Source organism: Psychrobacter sp. Ps1 (assembly GCF_022129425.1).
GTDB lineage: Bacteria > Pseudomonadota > Gammaproteobacteria > Pseudomonadales > Moraxellaceae > Psychrobacter.
Genome location: NZ_JADQAN010000007.1, coordinates 1 through 15,670, shown reverse-complemented (window position 1 = coordinate 15,670; position 15,670 = coordinate 1). Strand labels below are relative to the sequence as shown.

14 protein-coding genes are annotated in these 15,670 nt (G+C 44.2%); 9 read left to right on the top strand and 5 right to left on the bottom strand.

Going from position 1 to position 15,670, the window contains the following annotated elements; translation table 11 throughout:
* Positions 1-39: 39 nt before the first annotated feature.
* The 6 genes from I3249_RS04955 (at position 40) to I3249_RS04930 (ending at position 5,655) form a co-directional block, all read left to right on the top strand.
* The gene (locus I3249_RS04955) at positions 40-645 is read left to right on the top strand and encodes a 3'-5' exonuclease (protein ID WP_238068937.1); all 606 of its coding nucleotides are present in this window, start codon (positions 40-42) and stop codon (positions 643-645) included.
* Positions 646-796: 151 nt separating this feature from the next.
* Positions 797-2,839: a D-alanyl-D-alanine carboxypeptidase gene (locus tag I3249_RS04950; RefSeq protein WP_238068935.1), complete on the top strand. Its 2,043-nt coding sequence runs from the start codon at positions 797-799 to the stop codon at positions 2,837-2,839.
* Between the two features lie 64 nt (positions 2,840-2,903).
* Positions 2,904-3,389, top strand: coding sequence for an ABZJ_00895 family protein (locus I3249_RS04945; protein WP_191114753.1), 486 nt, complete (start codon positions 2,904-2,906; stop codon positions 3,387-3,389).
* A gap of 185 nt (positions 3,390-3,574) precedes the next feature.
* The gene (locus I3249_RS04940; RefSeq protein WP_238068934.1) at positions 3,575-4,111 is read left to right on the top strand and encodes a YetF domain-containing protein; all 537 of its coding nucleotides are present in this window, start codon (positions 3,575-3,577) and stop codon (positions 4,109-4,111) included.
* 85 nt (positions 4,112-4,196) lie between these two features.
* Complete coding sequence (gene rlmH / locus I3249_RS04935; protein WP_057758501.1) at positions 4,197-4,685, top strand: 23S rRNA (pseudouridine(1915)-N(3))-methyltransferase RlmH; 489 nt, start codon at positions 4,197-4,199, stop codon at positions 4,683-4,685.
* A 79-nt stretch (positions 4,686-4,764) separates the two neighbouring features.
* Positions 4,765-5,655, top strand: coding sequence for a class III extradiol ring-cleavage dioxygenase (locus I3249_RS04930; RefSeq protein ID WP_238068933.1), 891 nt, complete (start codon positions 4,765-4,767; stop codon positions 5,653-5,655).
* Positions 5,656-5,686: 31 nt separating this feature from the next.
* On the opposite strand, the gene I3249_RS04925 is transcribed toward I3249_RS04930, so the two are convergent.
* The 4 genes from I3249_RS04925 to I3249_RS13115 form a co-directional block, all read right to left on the bottom strand.
* The gene (locus tag I3249_RS04925) at positions 5,687-7,180 is read right to left on the bottom strand and encodes an amidase (RefSeq protein WP_238068932.1); all 1,494 of its coding nucleotides are present in this window, start codon (positions 7,178-7,180) and stop codon (positions 5,687-5,689) included.
* 204 nt (positions 7,181-7,384) lie between these two features.
* Positions 7,385-7,951 (bottom strand): IS630 family transposase, encoded by a 567-nt coding sequence (locus I3249_RS04920; RefSeq protein WP_238068931.1) that lies wholly within the window; start codon positions 7,949-7,951, stop codon positions 7,385-7,387.
* Entirely contained in the window at positions 7,878-8,174 is a 297-nt protein-coding gene (locus I3249_RS04915; protein ID WP_320158151.1) for an IS630 transposase-related protein, read from the bottom strand. The genes I3249_RS04920 and I3249_RS04915 overlap by 74 nt, the downstream gene beginning before the upstream one ends.
* Positions 8,175-8,483: 309 nt before the next feature.
* On the bottom strand, positions 8,484-11,864 hold the full coding sequence (locus I3249_RS13115) for a DNA translocase FtsK (RefSeq protein ID WP_238068930.1): 3,381 nt from the start codon (positions 11,862-11,864) through the stop codon (positions 8,484-8,486).
* A gap of 548 nt (positions 11,865-12,412) precedes the next feature.
* Here I3249_RS13115 and trxB point away from each other — a divergent pair.
* The 3 genes from trxB to I3249_RS04895 are packed head-to-tail and all read left to right on the top strand — an operon-like array spanning position 12,413 to position 14,706.
* Positions 12,413-13,435: a thioredoxin-disulfide reductase gene (gene trxB, locus I3249_RS04905; protein WP_057758497.1), complete on the top strand. Its 1,023-nt coding sequence runs from the start codon at positions 12,413-12,415 to the stop codon at positions 13,433-13,435.
* Positions 13,436-14,242, top strand: coding sequence for a leucyl/phenylalanyl-tRNA--protein transferase (gene aat / locus I3249_RS04900; protein ID WP_238068929.1), 807 nt, complete (start codon positions 13,436-13,438; stop codon positions 14,240-14,242).
* Between the two features lie 29 nt (positions 14,243-14,271).
* A complete protein-coding gene (locus I3249_RS04895; protein WP_102078510.1) occupies positions 14,272-14,706 on the top strand; it encodes a MerR family transcriptional regulator in 435 nt (144 codons plus the stop codon).
* A 266-nt stretch (positions 14,707-14,972) separates the two neighbouring features.
* On the opposite strand, the gene rimI is transcribed toward I3249_RS04895, so the two are convergent.
* Positions 14,973-15,467: a ribosomal protein S18-alanine N-acetyltransferase gene (rimI, locus tag I3249_RS04890; RefSeq protein WP_238068927.1), complete on the bottom strand. Its 495-nt coding sequence runs from the start codon at positions 15,465-15,467 to the stop codon at positions 14,973-14,975.
* Positions 15,468-15,670 lie beyond the last annotated feature (203 nt).

Here is a 15,670-nt window from a genome sequence, read left to right as displayed (position 1 = left end):
CTCAAGTATAAAAATAGCATATATGGATGAACGACTAATATGAGCTGGTTACAGCAGTTATCTTGCGCTTGGCAAAAGACGCAGTTGCAGCGTCCAGAGCTGGCCTCAATGTTTACAACACCTTCGCCTGAGCAGTGGGTGGCGATTGACTGCGAAATGACAGGACTGAACCCCAAAAAGCATCACCTGTTGTCTGTAGCAGCGATACATATTAATGGCAATACCATCGACACGGGTAATGGCATGCATTTGGTTTGCAGACCTCCTGTCATGCCAGACCGCGACACTATTGTCATTCATGGCTTGCGTACCGCCGATGTTGAACATGGCATGAGTTACGATGACATGTTGGCACTGCTGCTACCATTCATAGGTAATCGACCAATCGTTGGATTCTGCACACAGCTAGACATGGCTTTTTTGAACCCTTTGGTTAAACGCTATATAGGAACCTCGCTACCAAACGAAGTCATAGATTTGCGGCACCTGTACAGTCGGCGTATCAGCGGACATACACAAGGGCTTTCTGGCCAAGCCCAACATCTGAATCGCATATTAGCCCATTACAATATTCCTGAACTGGGCGCGCATGATGCTTATAACGATGCTGTCATGACTGCGATGGCTTTTTTGCATGTGCGTTAGCAGCAAGTCATGCTCGCAGTTCAATCTATAGTTAGAGTTAGTTATCTAAATAAAGGCGTTGTTATTGCTAAAATTGTACTGCTGACATCGTGTGCGAAAACAGCAACTCATGTTACCATAGGCTGTTTTTGCCACCTGATGAAAGATGCTCATGCGATACCCTTCTAAACGCCGTCATTACTCTACTGCTGCAACCAAAATCACCACGCTTTGTCGTTATTTACGACCGCTTAACCAACCTAATAAACGTCTACCTAGGTTAGCGTTATTGGCAGCAGTTATAGTCACACCGATACATGCACAAGCCGTGTTGCCAGCAGCTATTCAAAAAGCCTTGACGCGTGCCGACCTAATAGAAGCGGATATCAGCATCGTGATTACACCTGTGGGTTACAAGGCTGCCAGCCGTCTGCCTACTCCTATTCAAGTCATTGATAGTGATGAACCTGACAGCCAATATGCATCTACTACAGTATCTGAACACCCAGTTACTAACGCCTCTACGGATACAAGTACCAGCGATCCGAGCCATCAGAACACCTTAGTTACCATAGAGCAGCGCACCATTGAAAAGCACGAGCAAAAAATACATGCTTATACCGATGACCCTTATACTTATCAGAGCGTAGAGAGCATTCCAACAGTTATTCCTGATGAATCTCAGCATACGCTTGATCAGAACACCAAAGCCCAAGATACTGCGAGCAATAATAAAGCCTCTATAAAGATTTCATTTTCGCCTTTGCTAGATCACCAGTCCGATATTCCTCGGACGCCTGCCAGCACCATGAAACTCGTGCCTAGCTTTATCGCTTTGGACACTCTAGGGGCAGATTTTGTGTGGCATACACGGGTGTATCACACAGGTATTGTCATCGGCAACCGTCTACATGGTGACTTGATTATTCAAGGAAGTGGCGACCCGAAAATGACCCACGAACGCTTGAAGCAGTTACTGTATAAAGTGCAAGCATCCGGTATTCGTCATATCGATGGTGACATCATCATCGACAGCACGGTTTTTAACAATGTTAGTAAAGATCCTGCCGCCTTTGATAACTCACCTCTACGCCCTTATAACGCTAGCCCTGATGGGTTTTTGGTTAACTTTAGCACCATTGGTATCAAAACTTACCCTCAAGATAACGGCCAAGCAAGCGTGACCTATAAGCCGCGGTTAGCCAACTATCAGCTGCCTGCTACAATCAATACCCGTGCAGCCAGTTGTGGGCAAGCAAGCTATAGCCTAGCGCCGCAGTGGCAAAACACGCAGCTCGTATTAAATGCCAGTCTGCCAGAGAGCTGCGGTGAGCATGTTTTTTACGTGGCATATCCTAATGCCAAAGAGTTTGCCGCACACGTCATCGCTGCCAAATGGCAAGCATTAGGGAATACTTTGAGTGGACAAGTAATTTCGCAAGAAACCCCTTACGATATGAGCAAGGCGATAAAACGAGCGCACGGGCTTACGGCTATCGCGATGTCGCCATTGCCTATGGTCAGCTATCCGTCGTTGAATCTAACCGAGCAGATTCATGACATTAACCACTTCTCAAACAATGTCATGGCTGAGCAAGTGGCGCTATCTATAGGCGCTTACGGTAAAGGAAGGCTGACTCAAACAATACCTGCTAGCACAACTACCACTAATCCAAGTAGTCATGAAGCCAGCACTAATAATGAGGTGGATAATAAAGTAACGGCTGATAAATCTAGTAGCAAAAAGGCTGATAGCTTATATCAGTTTGGTAAACCTGCTACAACAGACTATCCTACGGCCTTACAAACCATCAATCAATGGTGGCAAACCAATCTCAGTACACCGCCGCCTCATTTGACCAATGGCTCAGGACTTTGCCGTGAGTGTACCATCACTGCCGCCAACCTAAGCGAGCTACTGACTTATGCTTATAGTCGACCAAATTTTGATGCTTATGTCGATTCGTTAGGTGTCGCTGGGGTTAGTGGCACTATTGCCGCCCATAGCGATCGCTTGCCTGAATCAACAGCCACTGGCCGTGCATGGATAAAAACTGGCACGTTAAATAACGTCACCTCAATGGCAGGTTACGTTAAAGGACTGTCAGGACAGGATTACGTTGTCGTCGGCATAATCAATACTGATCAAGCATTAAATCCTTATGCCGCAAGACCTGTGTTAGATGCCATGCTCGACTGGACAGCACAGCGTTGATTTCCAACGCTTTAAGTCGACTTATTATCCATACTCTATTTTTTACCTTTATAAAGGTTAGCTTATGTCACGCCAGACAACCAGTCTCAACAAACCCCAGACGCTTATACAAGTGCAGCCTAAACTGGCTCGATATGTCGGTTTTTTTGCGATTGGATACACGCTTGCCAGTACCATATTTATGATGATACAGACCAAACTTGCGCTCAATCCGCAATTGGTCATGGTGGTTTCTATTATCGTGGGTGCTTATATCGCTGTCAGTAAATTTATCAAACATCAGAAGCGAGCATTAGCGCGAGATGAGATTAATAAATTGATGTTTGGTGGGGTTGTGATTGTCTGGATGCTGACGGTCATTTATTTTTCAGCCATCTGGTTTTGGCTGTTTGATACGATAAGCCGTGAGGTACTGTTTGAGATGGCGATGCAGCGTCCACTGCCCCTACTTTCATCACTAATGCTGATGCTGGTCCTTACTCTAGTCAGTGCGCGAATCAGTCTATGGTCTATCAATCGATTATTAGACCCTATACGCAAATCAACGTAAGTACAAACCATCATCTACAAGGTGCTACAAAGTTTTCCCCTGCTAATGCGTAAAATCCGTTAGGCTAAGTTTAGAGCGTGTCATTATTTTAAGAATAGTACTAAAAATGAGACAAAGTAAGACGCGCCCTAGTAAGTAAAGTTTTAGCGATGACTTGTTTTACCTTTATAATAGGAGCGAACATTATGGACATGATCTTTTTTGACAACATAGACAAGCTTGGTCGTATTGTTTTGACGACTGTTATGGTTTACGTGTTGATCGTGACAGTCACCAAAATCTCTGGCAAACGCTCGACGTCGCAGCTCAATAACTTCGATTGGATCGTGACGGTCATGATCGGCTCGTTGGGTGCCAGTACGATTTTGCTCAAAGACATTCCCTTTGTTGAAGGGGTTTCGTCTATTTTAGTATTGTACCTATTGCAATTTGTGGTGACCAAATATGCGTCTGTTTCACCGCAATTTAGTAGCTTTATTTTATCAGAGCCGCGTATCGTTTTTTATCAAGGGCAGTTTTTGCCAGATGCCATGCGTGATGAGCGCTTGACGCGTCAAGAAATCGAATGTGCCATGCGTTCTGAAGGGATTAATAGTTTTGATGATGTCGAAGCTATCGTTTTTGAGTCTGATGCAAAGCTGACTGTCATTCCAAAGCCAAGCCAAGCGGACGATCAAAGCGCAAGTAGCAACGTATCAGAGACGATTAATCCTCTGATGTAAATTGCAGACAATAAACAATGAACGATACAATTACTAAGAACACGCCCTAGTAAGCTTGAATTCAATTATCGAGATGGTAAGCATTATGAAAGTAAGGATTTTGACCGTTGGCAATAAAATGCCTAGCTGGGTACAGACGGGTTTTGACGAATATTACAAACGCATTCAACCGATGCTAAGCACAGAAATTGTCGAGATTGCGGCAGCCAAGCGGGCAAAAAATCCTTCAGATGCTAATTTGGCACAGTACCGTGAGCAAGAAGGTCAGGCTATATTAGCCGCTCATAATGCATCAAGCCGTGAGCAGTTATGGGTATTAGATGTCAAAGGCAAGATGATTTCGACCGAAGGACTGGCTGATAAGCTCGCAGATGGCATGCTGCAAGGCGATGATATTGCCTTGGTCATTGGCGGTGCAGATGGCGTCTCACCAGAAGTATTGGCAAAGGCCGATGCAAAACTATCACTATCAGCACTGACATTGCCGCATCCGCTAGTACGCGTCGTACTTATGGAACAATTATATCGCGCGATGAGTATCAACAATAATCACCCTTATCACCGTGGTAATTAAATACTGAGCTATTTTTTTGATTTAAAACATTAACCCTAAAGTAGATTGAAAAACTGGCGCACGCCCTAATAAATGCAACATGAAATATCCAAAACGTGCGACACCCAACGCCTCTAAGCCCTCTCATCAACGTGATGACCATCATAGTGTGCAGACGCCTATCACAGCGGCTGCCGCATGGGAAAATACATCTGATGTAGCGACGAATACATCTAAGCTACCAGCGCTCTTTATCTCGCATGGCGCACCTACGCTTGCAATTGAGCAGTCTGCGACGACCAGTGCACTGGCACGTATCGGTCAAAACTTACCTAAGCCACGTGCCATCGTCATTATGTCAGCGCATTGGCAGTCAGCAAAGCTAGAGATTAGTAGTAATCCACAGCCAAAGACGTGGCATGATTTCTCAGGATTTTCGCCTGAACTTTACGACATTCAGTATCCTGCTACAGGCCAACCAGCGCTAGCTGAGACACTTGCTCAGCAGCTGACCGCACGTGGCATTACTTGTAGTGTCAATCCAGTACGTGCCTGTGATCATGGTGTGTGGGCGCCGCTCAGACATCTGTATCCAGAAGCCGATGTGCCTATCGTACAGATATCACTGCCGCAGCATTATGACAGTATCGCCTGCTATCAGTTAGGTGCACAGTTGGCACATCTGCGTGATGAGCAAATCCTCGTCATTGGCTCAGGTAACATTACGCATAATTTGCAAGCACTGCGCTGGGAAGCTAACAGCATCGATCAAGCAGCCAAAACTTTTAAGCAATGGTTGTTACAGCAGCTCAAAATAGACATTCCCACGGCGCTCGATTGGCAGCAATATCCAGACTACAAGGACATTCATCCAAGTGATGAGCACTTGCTACCGCTGTTTTTTGCACTAGGTACTGGTCAGCGCGTCTCTGTCGTTCATCAAAGTATGGCCCATCATAGCTTGGGTATGGATATCTATCGCTTTGATTGAGTGCTAACAATCCAAACCATAGAATTCAATCCTACTTCTCAAAAGCGTGTTTGGTAAATAAACCTGCGCGCTCCATCTCGCCCGCCACACTGAATAATGTCGCTTCATCATTCATACGCCCGATTAACTGCATACCAATTGGCAGACCCTTTTTGCTCATACCAACGGGTACTGACATCGCGGGTAACCCCGTAACATTACCCAATAACGTAAAACCCATCTTACCTAATACAGGGGCACTAAGCTTTTCTATCATGCCTGAGCTAAAGGCATATCTACCCATATTAAAGCCCTTGTTAAGCACCTCGGCGCTACGCATCATCATCTCATCCATACGACTGGGCGGTAGCACACCATGCTTTACCGCAGGCGTGGGCACAGTCGGACACAAAATCATATCGTAGTCTTCTAGTAATAGACCTGTCTGATACTGGCTATAATGCCAACCATGTTTGGCGTGTGCTAAATCAACCGCTGATAGTGAACGCCCAAGCAGTGCCATGTTGTAAGTTTGTGGCTCTAGGTTTTTAATATGATCAGCACCAAACTCACGCTCGATATTATCAATCGTAAAAGCAGTATGCGCGCAGACTACAACGATAAAGTCATGCCAAAACTGCTCGATATTGATGTTTGGCTCGGCTGGTACTACTTCATGACCCATAGACTCTAGTTGCTTAGCCGTTTGCTCAAGTACCGCTAGCACCTCTTTGTCCACTGTCGTATTGGCTATCAATGGCTGCTGATGCAAAGCGATTTTTAGCTTTCGCGGTGCACGCATCGCCGCTTGCAAAAAAGTGCCGTCTGGCGGAGCAATAACATAAGGGGCGCCAATCTCTGCTCCGCTAGTGGCATCTAGCATCGCTGCACTATCGCGTACTGAACGCGTAATCACGTGGTCAGCCACTGCACCCTCCCAGCCTTCACCAAGATTAGGGCCCATTGGATTACGTCCGCGGCTTGGCTTTAACCCAAACGTACCGCACCAAGCAGAGGGAAAACGTATCGAGCCGCCACCATCACCGCCGCCTGCCATCGGTACGATACCGCTCGCAACTGCTGCTGCACTGCCCCCTGACGAGCCGCCAGAGCTATAGCCTTTCTTAAAAGGATTATGAGTAGCACCATGCGCTTTTGGCTCAGTGGTGATAATCAAACCAAACTCAGGAGTATTAGTCTTGCCAAAGGTATTAACGCCTGTCGCTTTCATCCTTTTGACGATTTCGCTGTCTTTCTCTGAAATGATATTGACACTGCGACTGCCCATCGTAATCGGCTCATCGGCAAAGCTGAAAGATAAATCTTTTAGTAAATACGGCACGCCAGTAAATACACCTGAAGGTAAACCTGCCTGCGCGGCATTATAAGCACGCTCATCAAATCGATGCACGATAGCATTTAGCTTAGGGTTGATTTGATTGGCTTGATGGACAGCAGCATCTAGCAATTCCTTCGCGCTTACCTCACCTGAATTGACCAATGCTGCTAAGGCGAGACCATCATACTGAGTATATTCTTTAAACATAACTAACCTTCCTTGGAGAGTAACTGTCGTAAATTTTGGAGTGATTGCTTTTTAAAATGGATATATATTTACCACTAGATATTAAGTTTTTATCAAAAACTTATAAAATAACCAAATGTCAAAAATGCTAGCAAACATGAGATAAAGATAGCTCCATTTTTTACTAAATGGAACTTTAATGGGAATAACACAGCATAGTTATAGTTAAGTCTTTATAAAATCGATACAGCCCATATCATGAAACAGTTTAGGTAGATTATTCTCCATCCATCCTTGGCGTAGAAACTTAGCCTGTGCCCATTTTTTCTCGATAGGGTTTAGATCAGGGCTGTACGGCGGCAGCCATAAAATACGATGACCATGTCTATTAAGTAGCTTTTGAATACGCTTACTCTTATGAAATCGAGCATTATCCATGACAATCACGCATTTAGTTTTAAGACTTGGAATAAGTGTGAACTTGCACCAGTCGTAGAATATGCTGCTGTTAATATTGTGTTCAAAGTAATCAAGCGCAAATAGCATTTTTTCATAGAGAGCTCCGATGACATTCGTACGTCTCGAAGCTTGCCAGTTGTAGCTATCGATACAGGGTTTACCAATCGGTGCATAGCCATGAGAACGAATGGTTTCAGCCTCAAAGCCGCTTTCATCCATATAGACAATGGGATAGCCTTGTTGTTTAAAGATATCAAGCTTACTGTGGTATATCGCTCTTTTGATCGGACACGCTTTTGGATGCTCTAAGGTCTTTTTTTTGACTGATACCAAGGCGCTTTAGGGCATGATAAATGCCTGTTTTACTACAGTTTAGACGACGTGCTCGCTCATACTGGTAATCATCAGGATATTCTTTGACATCATTAAGTAGCACGTCATCTGGTATTTTATAAGGTTTAGTTTGCCTTGTTGTTTTACTATGAACACGTCTCTTCCAGTTTTGTATGGTGGTTGGGCTGAGATTGTAGAACTCAGCTGCCCCGGCAAAGGTCATACCGTCATCTATACTTTTAAGAACTTGTCTACGAAAATCTAGTGAGTAAGTCATGGTCTTTATGACAACAATTAGGTTTGATTATTAGTTTATAACACTTTTAAGTGGGCTTGGCTATAGATCTCTTAATATTTATACACTGCACCGTACAGCACTTCTAATAAGTGAAGCTCGATACTTGTTTTAATATAAAGTATATCAGTTTAATAAACAGCTAGAAGAGTACATACATATCGTCATCTTAATTTAAAGCAAAAAAACGAGCCATTGTCATGACTCGCTTTTTCGTTATCAGCTTAAGAATTAATCCTACATTAATAGTTCACGTTTGCCACTTTTGCCCATCGAGCTGACCAATCCAGCTTCTTCCATAGAGTCGACAATACGCGCAGCACGGTTGTAGCCGATGCTGAATTTACGCTGAATGCTTGAAGCAGAAACTTTACGTGTTTCCATGATAAAGGCCACGGCATCATTATATAAATCATCATCTTCACCAGAGGCATTGGCTGTACTACCACCGCCTGGGCTAGATAATTCAAAGTTGCCTGCCATATTATCAATATAGTCAGGGGCGCCGCGCTCACGCCACGCATCACAGACACGGTTAACTTCTTCGTCACTGACATAAGCACCATGTACACGATCCGGCTCAATCTGCCCTGGTCCCAAGAACAACATATCACCGTTACCTAGCATATCCTCAGCACCGCCACTATCTAGAATCGTACGTGAATCGACTTTTGAGTTGACTCGTAGGGCTGCACGCACTGGGATGTTGGCTTTAATCAGACCCGTAATGACATCGACGGACGGACGCTGAGTCGCTAGCATTAAATGAATACCGGCAGCGCGCGATTTTTGCGCCAAACGTGTGATGAGCTCTTCGGCTTGTTTACCAACTTGCATAATCATATCGGCAAACTCATCCGCGACAATGACAATCATAGGTAGTGTTTTTAGCTTAGGTGCTTGGCTAATACTTACGCTGTCATTTGGACGCCATAGAGGGTCGAGCATTGGATTGCCTGATTTCTCCGCCGCGATGACTTTCTTATTAAACTCATTGAGCTTACGAACCTTTAGCAAACTCATCAACTGATAGCGACGTTCCATCTCGGCCACACACCATGACAAGCTACTAGCCGCTTCCGTCATATCGGTGACTACTGGCGTTAGCAAATGCGGAATATCATTGTAATTGGCAAGCTCTAACTGCTTTGGATCAATCAAGATAAGACGCAGCTCATTGGGCGTATATTTGAGTAGCATCGATAACAGCATCGAGTTGACCAATACTGATTTACCAGAGCCTGTGGTACCAGCGACCAGCATATGCGGCGCACGTGCAAGGTCAGTAATGATTGGGTTACCACCGATGTCTTTACCCATCGCCATGCTAATCTGCGCTTTAGGGTCTTTGAACGTTTCGGTATTGAGCAGTTCAATCAAGCGTACCATTTCACGTTTCTTGTTAGGCACTTCGATACCGATGTAGGGTTTGCCCGGAATCACTTCTACCACACGCAAAGAAGCCATCGATAGTGAGCGCGCTAAATCACGCGAGATACCTGTGACTTTACTAGCCTTCACACCAGCAGCCAACTCTACTTCGAAACGGGTGACGACAGGGCCAGGGATAGCATTAACCACAGAGGCCTTTACATTGAATTCTTGTAGCTTAATTTCTAGCAATTCAGACAGCTTTTCAAGCTCAGCCACAGTATAGCTAGGCTTGCGATCAGGATCGGGCTTATCCAATATAGAGACTTCTGGAATGGGCGTTAGACTGCTGCGATAAGCTGCCGTTTGCATCGAGCGCGACTTTTGACTGAAGGCTGCGTCATCACTAATATGCGGCATGACCGGTACATTGGTGTCGTCATCACTATCGTCATCTGGCATCATATCAGTGATATGGTTGCTGCTATCGCCCTCTGGGACAGCAAAACTAACAGATGGTTGCACAGGCGCTTTCTGATCAGGCTGTACATTTGAGACTGGGCTAGTCACTTCCACCGTTGGCGTTGCTTTTGGATTGGCAGGAGGCGTGTTGGTTGGTGTCATATCTGACACATCTGACACATCTGACACATCTGACAATGCAGTCTCAGTCTCTACTGTTACCAGAGCAACTTCAGGCTCAGAGACTATTGATGCATTGTTAGTCTGTGGCAACTCTACAGGCGTATCAGACAGCTGATTGGCTGAATCCTGTACAAAACTAATAGGCTCTTCTACGATAGGTTCTAGAGTCTTCTCTTGTACTATTGGCTCAGCTGCGACAGTTTCCTGAACAGGCTTAGAGTCTTCAGATTTTTCTACAATAGACTCTGTATGTTCTGATATATCAGCATGCTCTGCCAACCATGCTTCTGCTAATTTATCTACTTCTGCAATCTCATGTGTCGTAGAGATTTTAGGCTCAGCAGGTTCAACGACTGGTTGACTGGCCAAATCACTGTGCACTGACTCATCAACTGATGGCTGAGCTAGTGATTCTTTATCATGTATATCTAATTGAGCACCTGCCTCCGTCACTGTAGTTGCTATAGTGGCAGGTACTGCTTTCTCTAACGATGCTGTGGTACTAGTACCCGTTGGGGAATAGTTAGGTACAGGCATAGCCGAGCTGTCCATGCCACTAGCACTGTAAGCCATTTGCTCACTTGCAAGTAAGTCATCGACCGTATTGGCATCATTCCATGCAAAGCTTGGCTCAACTTTGCGAGCAATAGGTGCAGTCAAGTTTGAAACTAATGGCTGGACTGTATGGTTGGCTGTATTATCAGTAGCAGCGTTAAGCGTTTCTGTGCCGGTATTTGCCTGCTCACCTTTTGAGCTATTAGGTGTCGCCGCTGCTTTTGCTGCGATGACAGAGGCCTTGACACTATCTGCCAATCCTGATGTTGCCAAAAAGTCTGACAATACACTACCGAAACGTCCGCTACTACTGACGTCTTGAGTACCGCTATTATTTTTTGCGGACTGCAACTCCAGTGGCAGCTGCTCATGTTCTACTTTTTTATCTACCGGTTCATCTAAGTTCTGGGTATCAGCTTGTAGTTCAGTGCTCGGTTCAGTAGCGTCGATAGCATCCTGACTTTTTACACCTGAACCAAGCCACGACAGCGCACGAACCTTTTGATATATCGTCATCCAATGGATATTAAAGGCAAACGTAGCAGTAATCACAACGAATACTGCTAAGAAAACCACACTCCCCCACTGCGATAGCAGCTGTGCCAAACGCGCCTGTAACTCTAGCCCGATGATACCACCAGCGACACCTTCGAGGCCGATTGCGTCAGGGTTTGTGACTTGCTGAACTAAAGAGACCAATTGTGCAAATAATGCGCTAGCACTTAATAGCAAAAACACATAAGCGACCAATCGCATGAGCCAAAACGTTGGCTTGTTTTCCCACCAAATCAAGATAGATTCATAAACCACAAATGCCAAAAACCACCAAGCACCAAACCCAAAAAAGCTATAAAGCAAATCGGACAACCATGCGCCTGCCTCGCCGCCCATGTTATTAATCGTGGTCATATCACTACTAATGTGCGACCAGCTAGGATCGTTGCCTGTATAAGTCATCAAAATGACAAACAGATAAACGGCCAGTATTAACCCAAGGAGGGTAAATATTCCCTTTTTTAAATACTCAATAAGCGGTGCTGATATCACGTAAGATCTGCCTTGTTATTAATACTAAATGGTCGCCAATGCATGACTAAGCCTAATCATGCTGACATAAAGTGTTGACATAAATGTACCGAGCGAAGTGTCTGTTTGGCATGTGCCGATCATAGAACCTTGAAACAACCGTTATCGCTTGGCTCCTACTACACTTGGCATAACTTCTTATAATAACAAATACATAGGTACAGTGGCGACAGTCTTATCAAGAAAGCGTGTAAGAAAGTAAATCAATAGACACTTTGCGTAAGAAAACAGTTGGTTAGCGAAACACGAGTGGCAAAATATGGCTAACTGTATTGCCTAAATTCTATAAAATACACATAATTTTTCGCACTTATATTCCAAAGCTATTTATTCTTTGATTCTAATGATACCTGTGTTTGTTTTAGCAAACTTGCACTTTGTGCGCTGTGCCCTTATGTTATTATCACACAGCAATTAGAAGAAGCATATTCGTAGTCATTTTTGATATTCGTCTTTTATTATATTTATAACTTACATTTTTAATTCGTATATTTAGCAAGGAACAACTCATGGCAACTGACACTACTGCTCCACGTCACGAAAAGCTCATTATTTTAGGCTCAGGCCCTGCTGGCTACTCTGCAGCAGTTTATGCAGCACGCGCTAACCTTAAGCCAGTTATGGTTACTGGTATGGAAGTCGGTGGACAATTAACTACCACTACCGAAGTCGACAACTGGCCAGGCGATGCGCATGATTTGACAGGTCCTGCATTAATGGAACGGATGAAAGCGCATGCTGAGCGTTTCGGTACTGAATTGGTCTACGATCATATCAACGAAGTAAACCTAAACGAGCGTCCTTTTCAATTGACAGGTAACAACGGTAGCTATACTTGTGATGCGCTCATTATCTCAACTGGTGCCTCTGCACAGTACTTGGGACTAGAATCAGAGACTAAGTTCAGAGGGCTTGGTGTATCAGCCTGTGCCACTTGTGATGGTTTCTTCTATAAAAACCAAAAAGTTGCGGTGATTGGTGGTGGTAATACAGCGGTTGAGGAAGCTTTGTACTTATCTAATATTGCGTCTGAAGTGACCTTAGTGCATCGCCGTGACAGCCTACGCTCTGAAAAAATTCTGCAAGACAAGCTATTTGAAAAAGCTAAAAATGGTAATGTCAAAATCGAATGGAACCATCAAGTAAAAGAAGTGGTCGGTGATGATATGGGCGTCAATGGCGTCGTCATCGAATCGATGATTGATGGCAGCACCAAACAATTAGATACAATGGGTATGTTTGTCGCTATTGGTCATAAGCCAAACACTGACTTGTTCAAAGGTCAATTAGACATGAAGGATGGCTACCTGATCGTTAATAGTGGCTTGAATGGTAATGCCACTCAGACCAGTATCGAAGGTGTGTTTGCCGCAGGTGACGTAGCCGATCACGTCTACCGTCAAGCCATCACTTCTGCTGGTACAGGCTGTATGGCTGCGCTGGATGCTGAAAAGTACTTGGATGCACTGGGCGAAACCGTCGCTCGTGATCACACTTACGATTCAACCTTAACTGCAGATAAAGAAGCCTAAATGGGCAACTTTATTCAACAGCACGATAAACACATCACGCCTGAGAGTTTAAAAAGTCTTGGGCGTTATGACTTTCCTGATCCCATTTCTATCGATCCTGATGGCATTGGCATCGTCGCTATGGGCGGTGATCTGGCACCCGAAACGCTGATATCAGCCTATGCTCAAGGGCTGTTTCCTTGGTTTAACGAAGATGAGCCTATTGCTTGGTGGTGTCCCGAGCCGCGTTGTGTGATCATCCCATCTGCCTATCAACCGAGTAAGTCTCTACGTAAGCAAGCAAATCGCGAACGTTGGCAAGTGACGCTTAATCAAGCTTTTGACGATGTCATACATGCCTGTAGCTTACCGCGCAGTGATGGCCTTAATGACAATCAGCCTGAAGGCGAGCATACTTGGATTCATGATGAGATGATTGAAGCTTATACCAAATTGCATGCGCAAGGCTTTGCTCATAGCATTGAAGTTTGGGACGAAGCAGGTCAACTGATTGGCGGATTATACGGGTTAAAAATAAACGGCATCTATTTTGGTGAGTCAATGTTTCATCGAGCGTCTAATGCGTCAAAGCTAGCGTTTTGGGGTCTGATGCGCTTATGTGAACAAAGTGATGTCGCACTCGTCGACTGTCAGTTACCGAACGATCATTTGATGAGCTTGGGTGCGACTACTTTACCGCGTACTGATTTTTTAACTCAGTTAGACAACATGACAGGCAGCCAGTCTGTACCATGGCAAAAGCACTCTCATAAATCGTTAGCCGTATCGCTACTGGATAGCGAGTCGCCGTGGCAACTAGAGCTATGATTATCATAGCGAAAAAATAAGAGGTTATTATGGCACTTGATACATCGTTTCTATTGATTGGAGAGCTAGCAGCAAAGGCCAATACGACCAAAGATACGGTTCGCCATTACGAGCAATTAGGCCTGCTAAAATCTCGCAAGCGTCAGGCAGGCTCACGTTTATATACCGAATTTCATCCAGAGTGTATCGAACGCATAGAGCTGATCAAAAGTGCGCAAGCTATTGGCTTCACCCTTACTGAAATCAAAAACAGCTTAAATGATTATTATGATGGTCACTTGGATATTGATTCGCAGCTCATACTCACTCAGCAAAAATTAGAACAAGTCAAAAAACAACAAGCCAATATCAGCATAATGGTGGAGCTACTGAGCGAACGCTTGGATATTTTAGGTCGAATGAAAGCAGATAGTGATTATCAGCTTGATGTAGAAGTCTGTAAAAAGAAAATTCCTTTGCAATAAAGTTTAAATCTTAGTTAATTCTGCTTTTATATCGTAGCTGTTGTAGCCACCTTTATCATAATCGTTTATTTTTTATTAGGGCGTGTCCTCATTTTAAAAATGGTGATAAAAATGAGATAAATTGCCGTCAAACGAGGAAAGTAGTGCAGATAATATCGAGATATTGACCAACTATTTGACGATGTTTGGCAAAATTTAGCTATTTTTAGCCCATTTAGAGGACACTCGTTTGAATTGAGGACACGCCCTAAGCTTTACTCACTTCATTAAATATAATTATGCTGCATGATTAATGCATCGACTGCTGGTTTATGTGGCATTTTATAATAGTCTTTGCGTCTATGAATGACGCTAAACGCTTGTTGCTCGTATAACGATATCGCCGCTGCATTATCGGCACGTACTTCTAACAAAAGACTCTCTACTTGATTGAGCTGTAATAGCTTATGCAGCCTATTCAGTACCTGCGAAGCAATGCCTTGTCGTTGGTGCTCTGGATCAGTTCCGATACGCAACACCTCTGCTTGCTCAAAAGTCGTTTGATATAAACAATAGCCAACTATCTCACGATGAGAGACGCTCTCTTCTTTGGCTTGATCGTAAGCAATTAGTAAACTAATACTGTCCTGCTCAAGCAACTCAACCAATGTTTTCTGATTCCAAGCATCATCTGGTTGCACCGTCGCTTCTATATTAGCGACAGTTTGAATGACGTATTCGAGTTCTACTGCATTCGTTGGTAATACTTCTATCGCAAACATGACGTTCCTTTTACACGATTATGATTAAGCTGTTTTTATTATTACATTATACTTAGATGATACGTGTAGAGCTTGCCACACGCTTATTCATGTAGCCCCGTACTTATACAATCAATATTTCTCAATAAAAAAAGGCCACCCTAGATAGGATGGCCTTTTTTATGACTAATTCATAAGCTCATTGCTGAGACTTAATGATTAGT

Excerpts from the sequence above, each read along its gene's own strand:
- I3249_RS04955 (WP_238068937.1), top strand. The coding sequence starts at position 40 with ATGAGCTGGTTACAGCAGTTATCTTGCGCTTGGCAAAAGACGCAGTTG.
- I3249_RS04950 (WP_238068935.1), top strand. The coding sequence starts at position 797 with ATGCGATACCCTTCTAAACGCCGTCATTACTCTACTGCTGCAACCAAA.
- I3249_RS04945 (WP_191114753.1), top strand. The coding sequence starts at position 2,904 with ATGTCACGCCAGACAACCAGTCTCAACAAACCCCAGACGCTTATACAA.
- I3249_RS04940 (WP_238068934.1), top strand. The coding sequence starts at position 3,575 with ATGGACATGATCTTTTTTGACAACATAGACAAGCTTGGTCGTATTGTT.
- rlmH (WP_057758501.1), top strand. The coding sequence starts at position 4,197 with ATGAAAGTAAGGATTTTGACCGTTGGCAATAAAATGCCTAGCTGGGTA.
- I3249_RS04930 (WP_238068933.1), top strand. The coding sequence starts at position 4,765 with ATGAAATATCCAAAACGTGCGACACCCAACGCCTCTAAGCCCTCTCAT.
- I3249_RS04925 (WP_238068932.1), bottom strand. The coding sequence starts at position 7,180 with ATGTTTAAAGAATATACTCAGTATGATGGTCTCGCCTTAGCAGCATTG.
- I3249_RS04915 (WP_320158151.1), bottom strand. The coding sequence starts at position 8,174 with ATGACCTTTGCCGGGGCAGCTGAGTTCTACAATCTCAGCCCAACCACC.
- trxB (WP_057758497.1), top strand. The coding sequence starts at position 12,413 with ATGGCAACTGACACTACTGCTCCACGTCACGAAAAGCTCATTATTTTA.
- aat (WP_238068929.1), top strand. The coding sequence starts at position 13,436 with ATGGGCAACTTTATTCAACAGCACGATAAACACATCACGCCTGAGAGT.
- I3249_RS04895 (WP_102078510.1), top strand. The coding sequence starts at position 14,272 with ATGGCACTTGATACATCGTTTCTATTGATTGGAGAGCTAGCAGCAAAG.
- rimI (WP_238068927.1), bottom strand. The coding sequence starts at position 15,467 with ATGTTTGCGATAGAAGTATTACCAACGAATGCAGTAGAACTCGAATAC.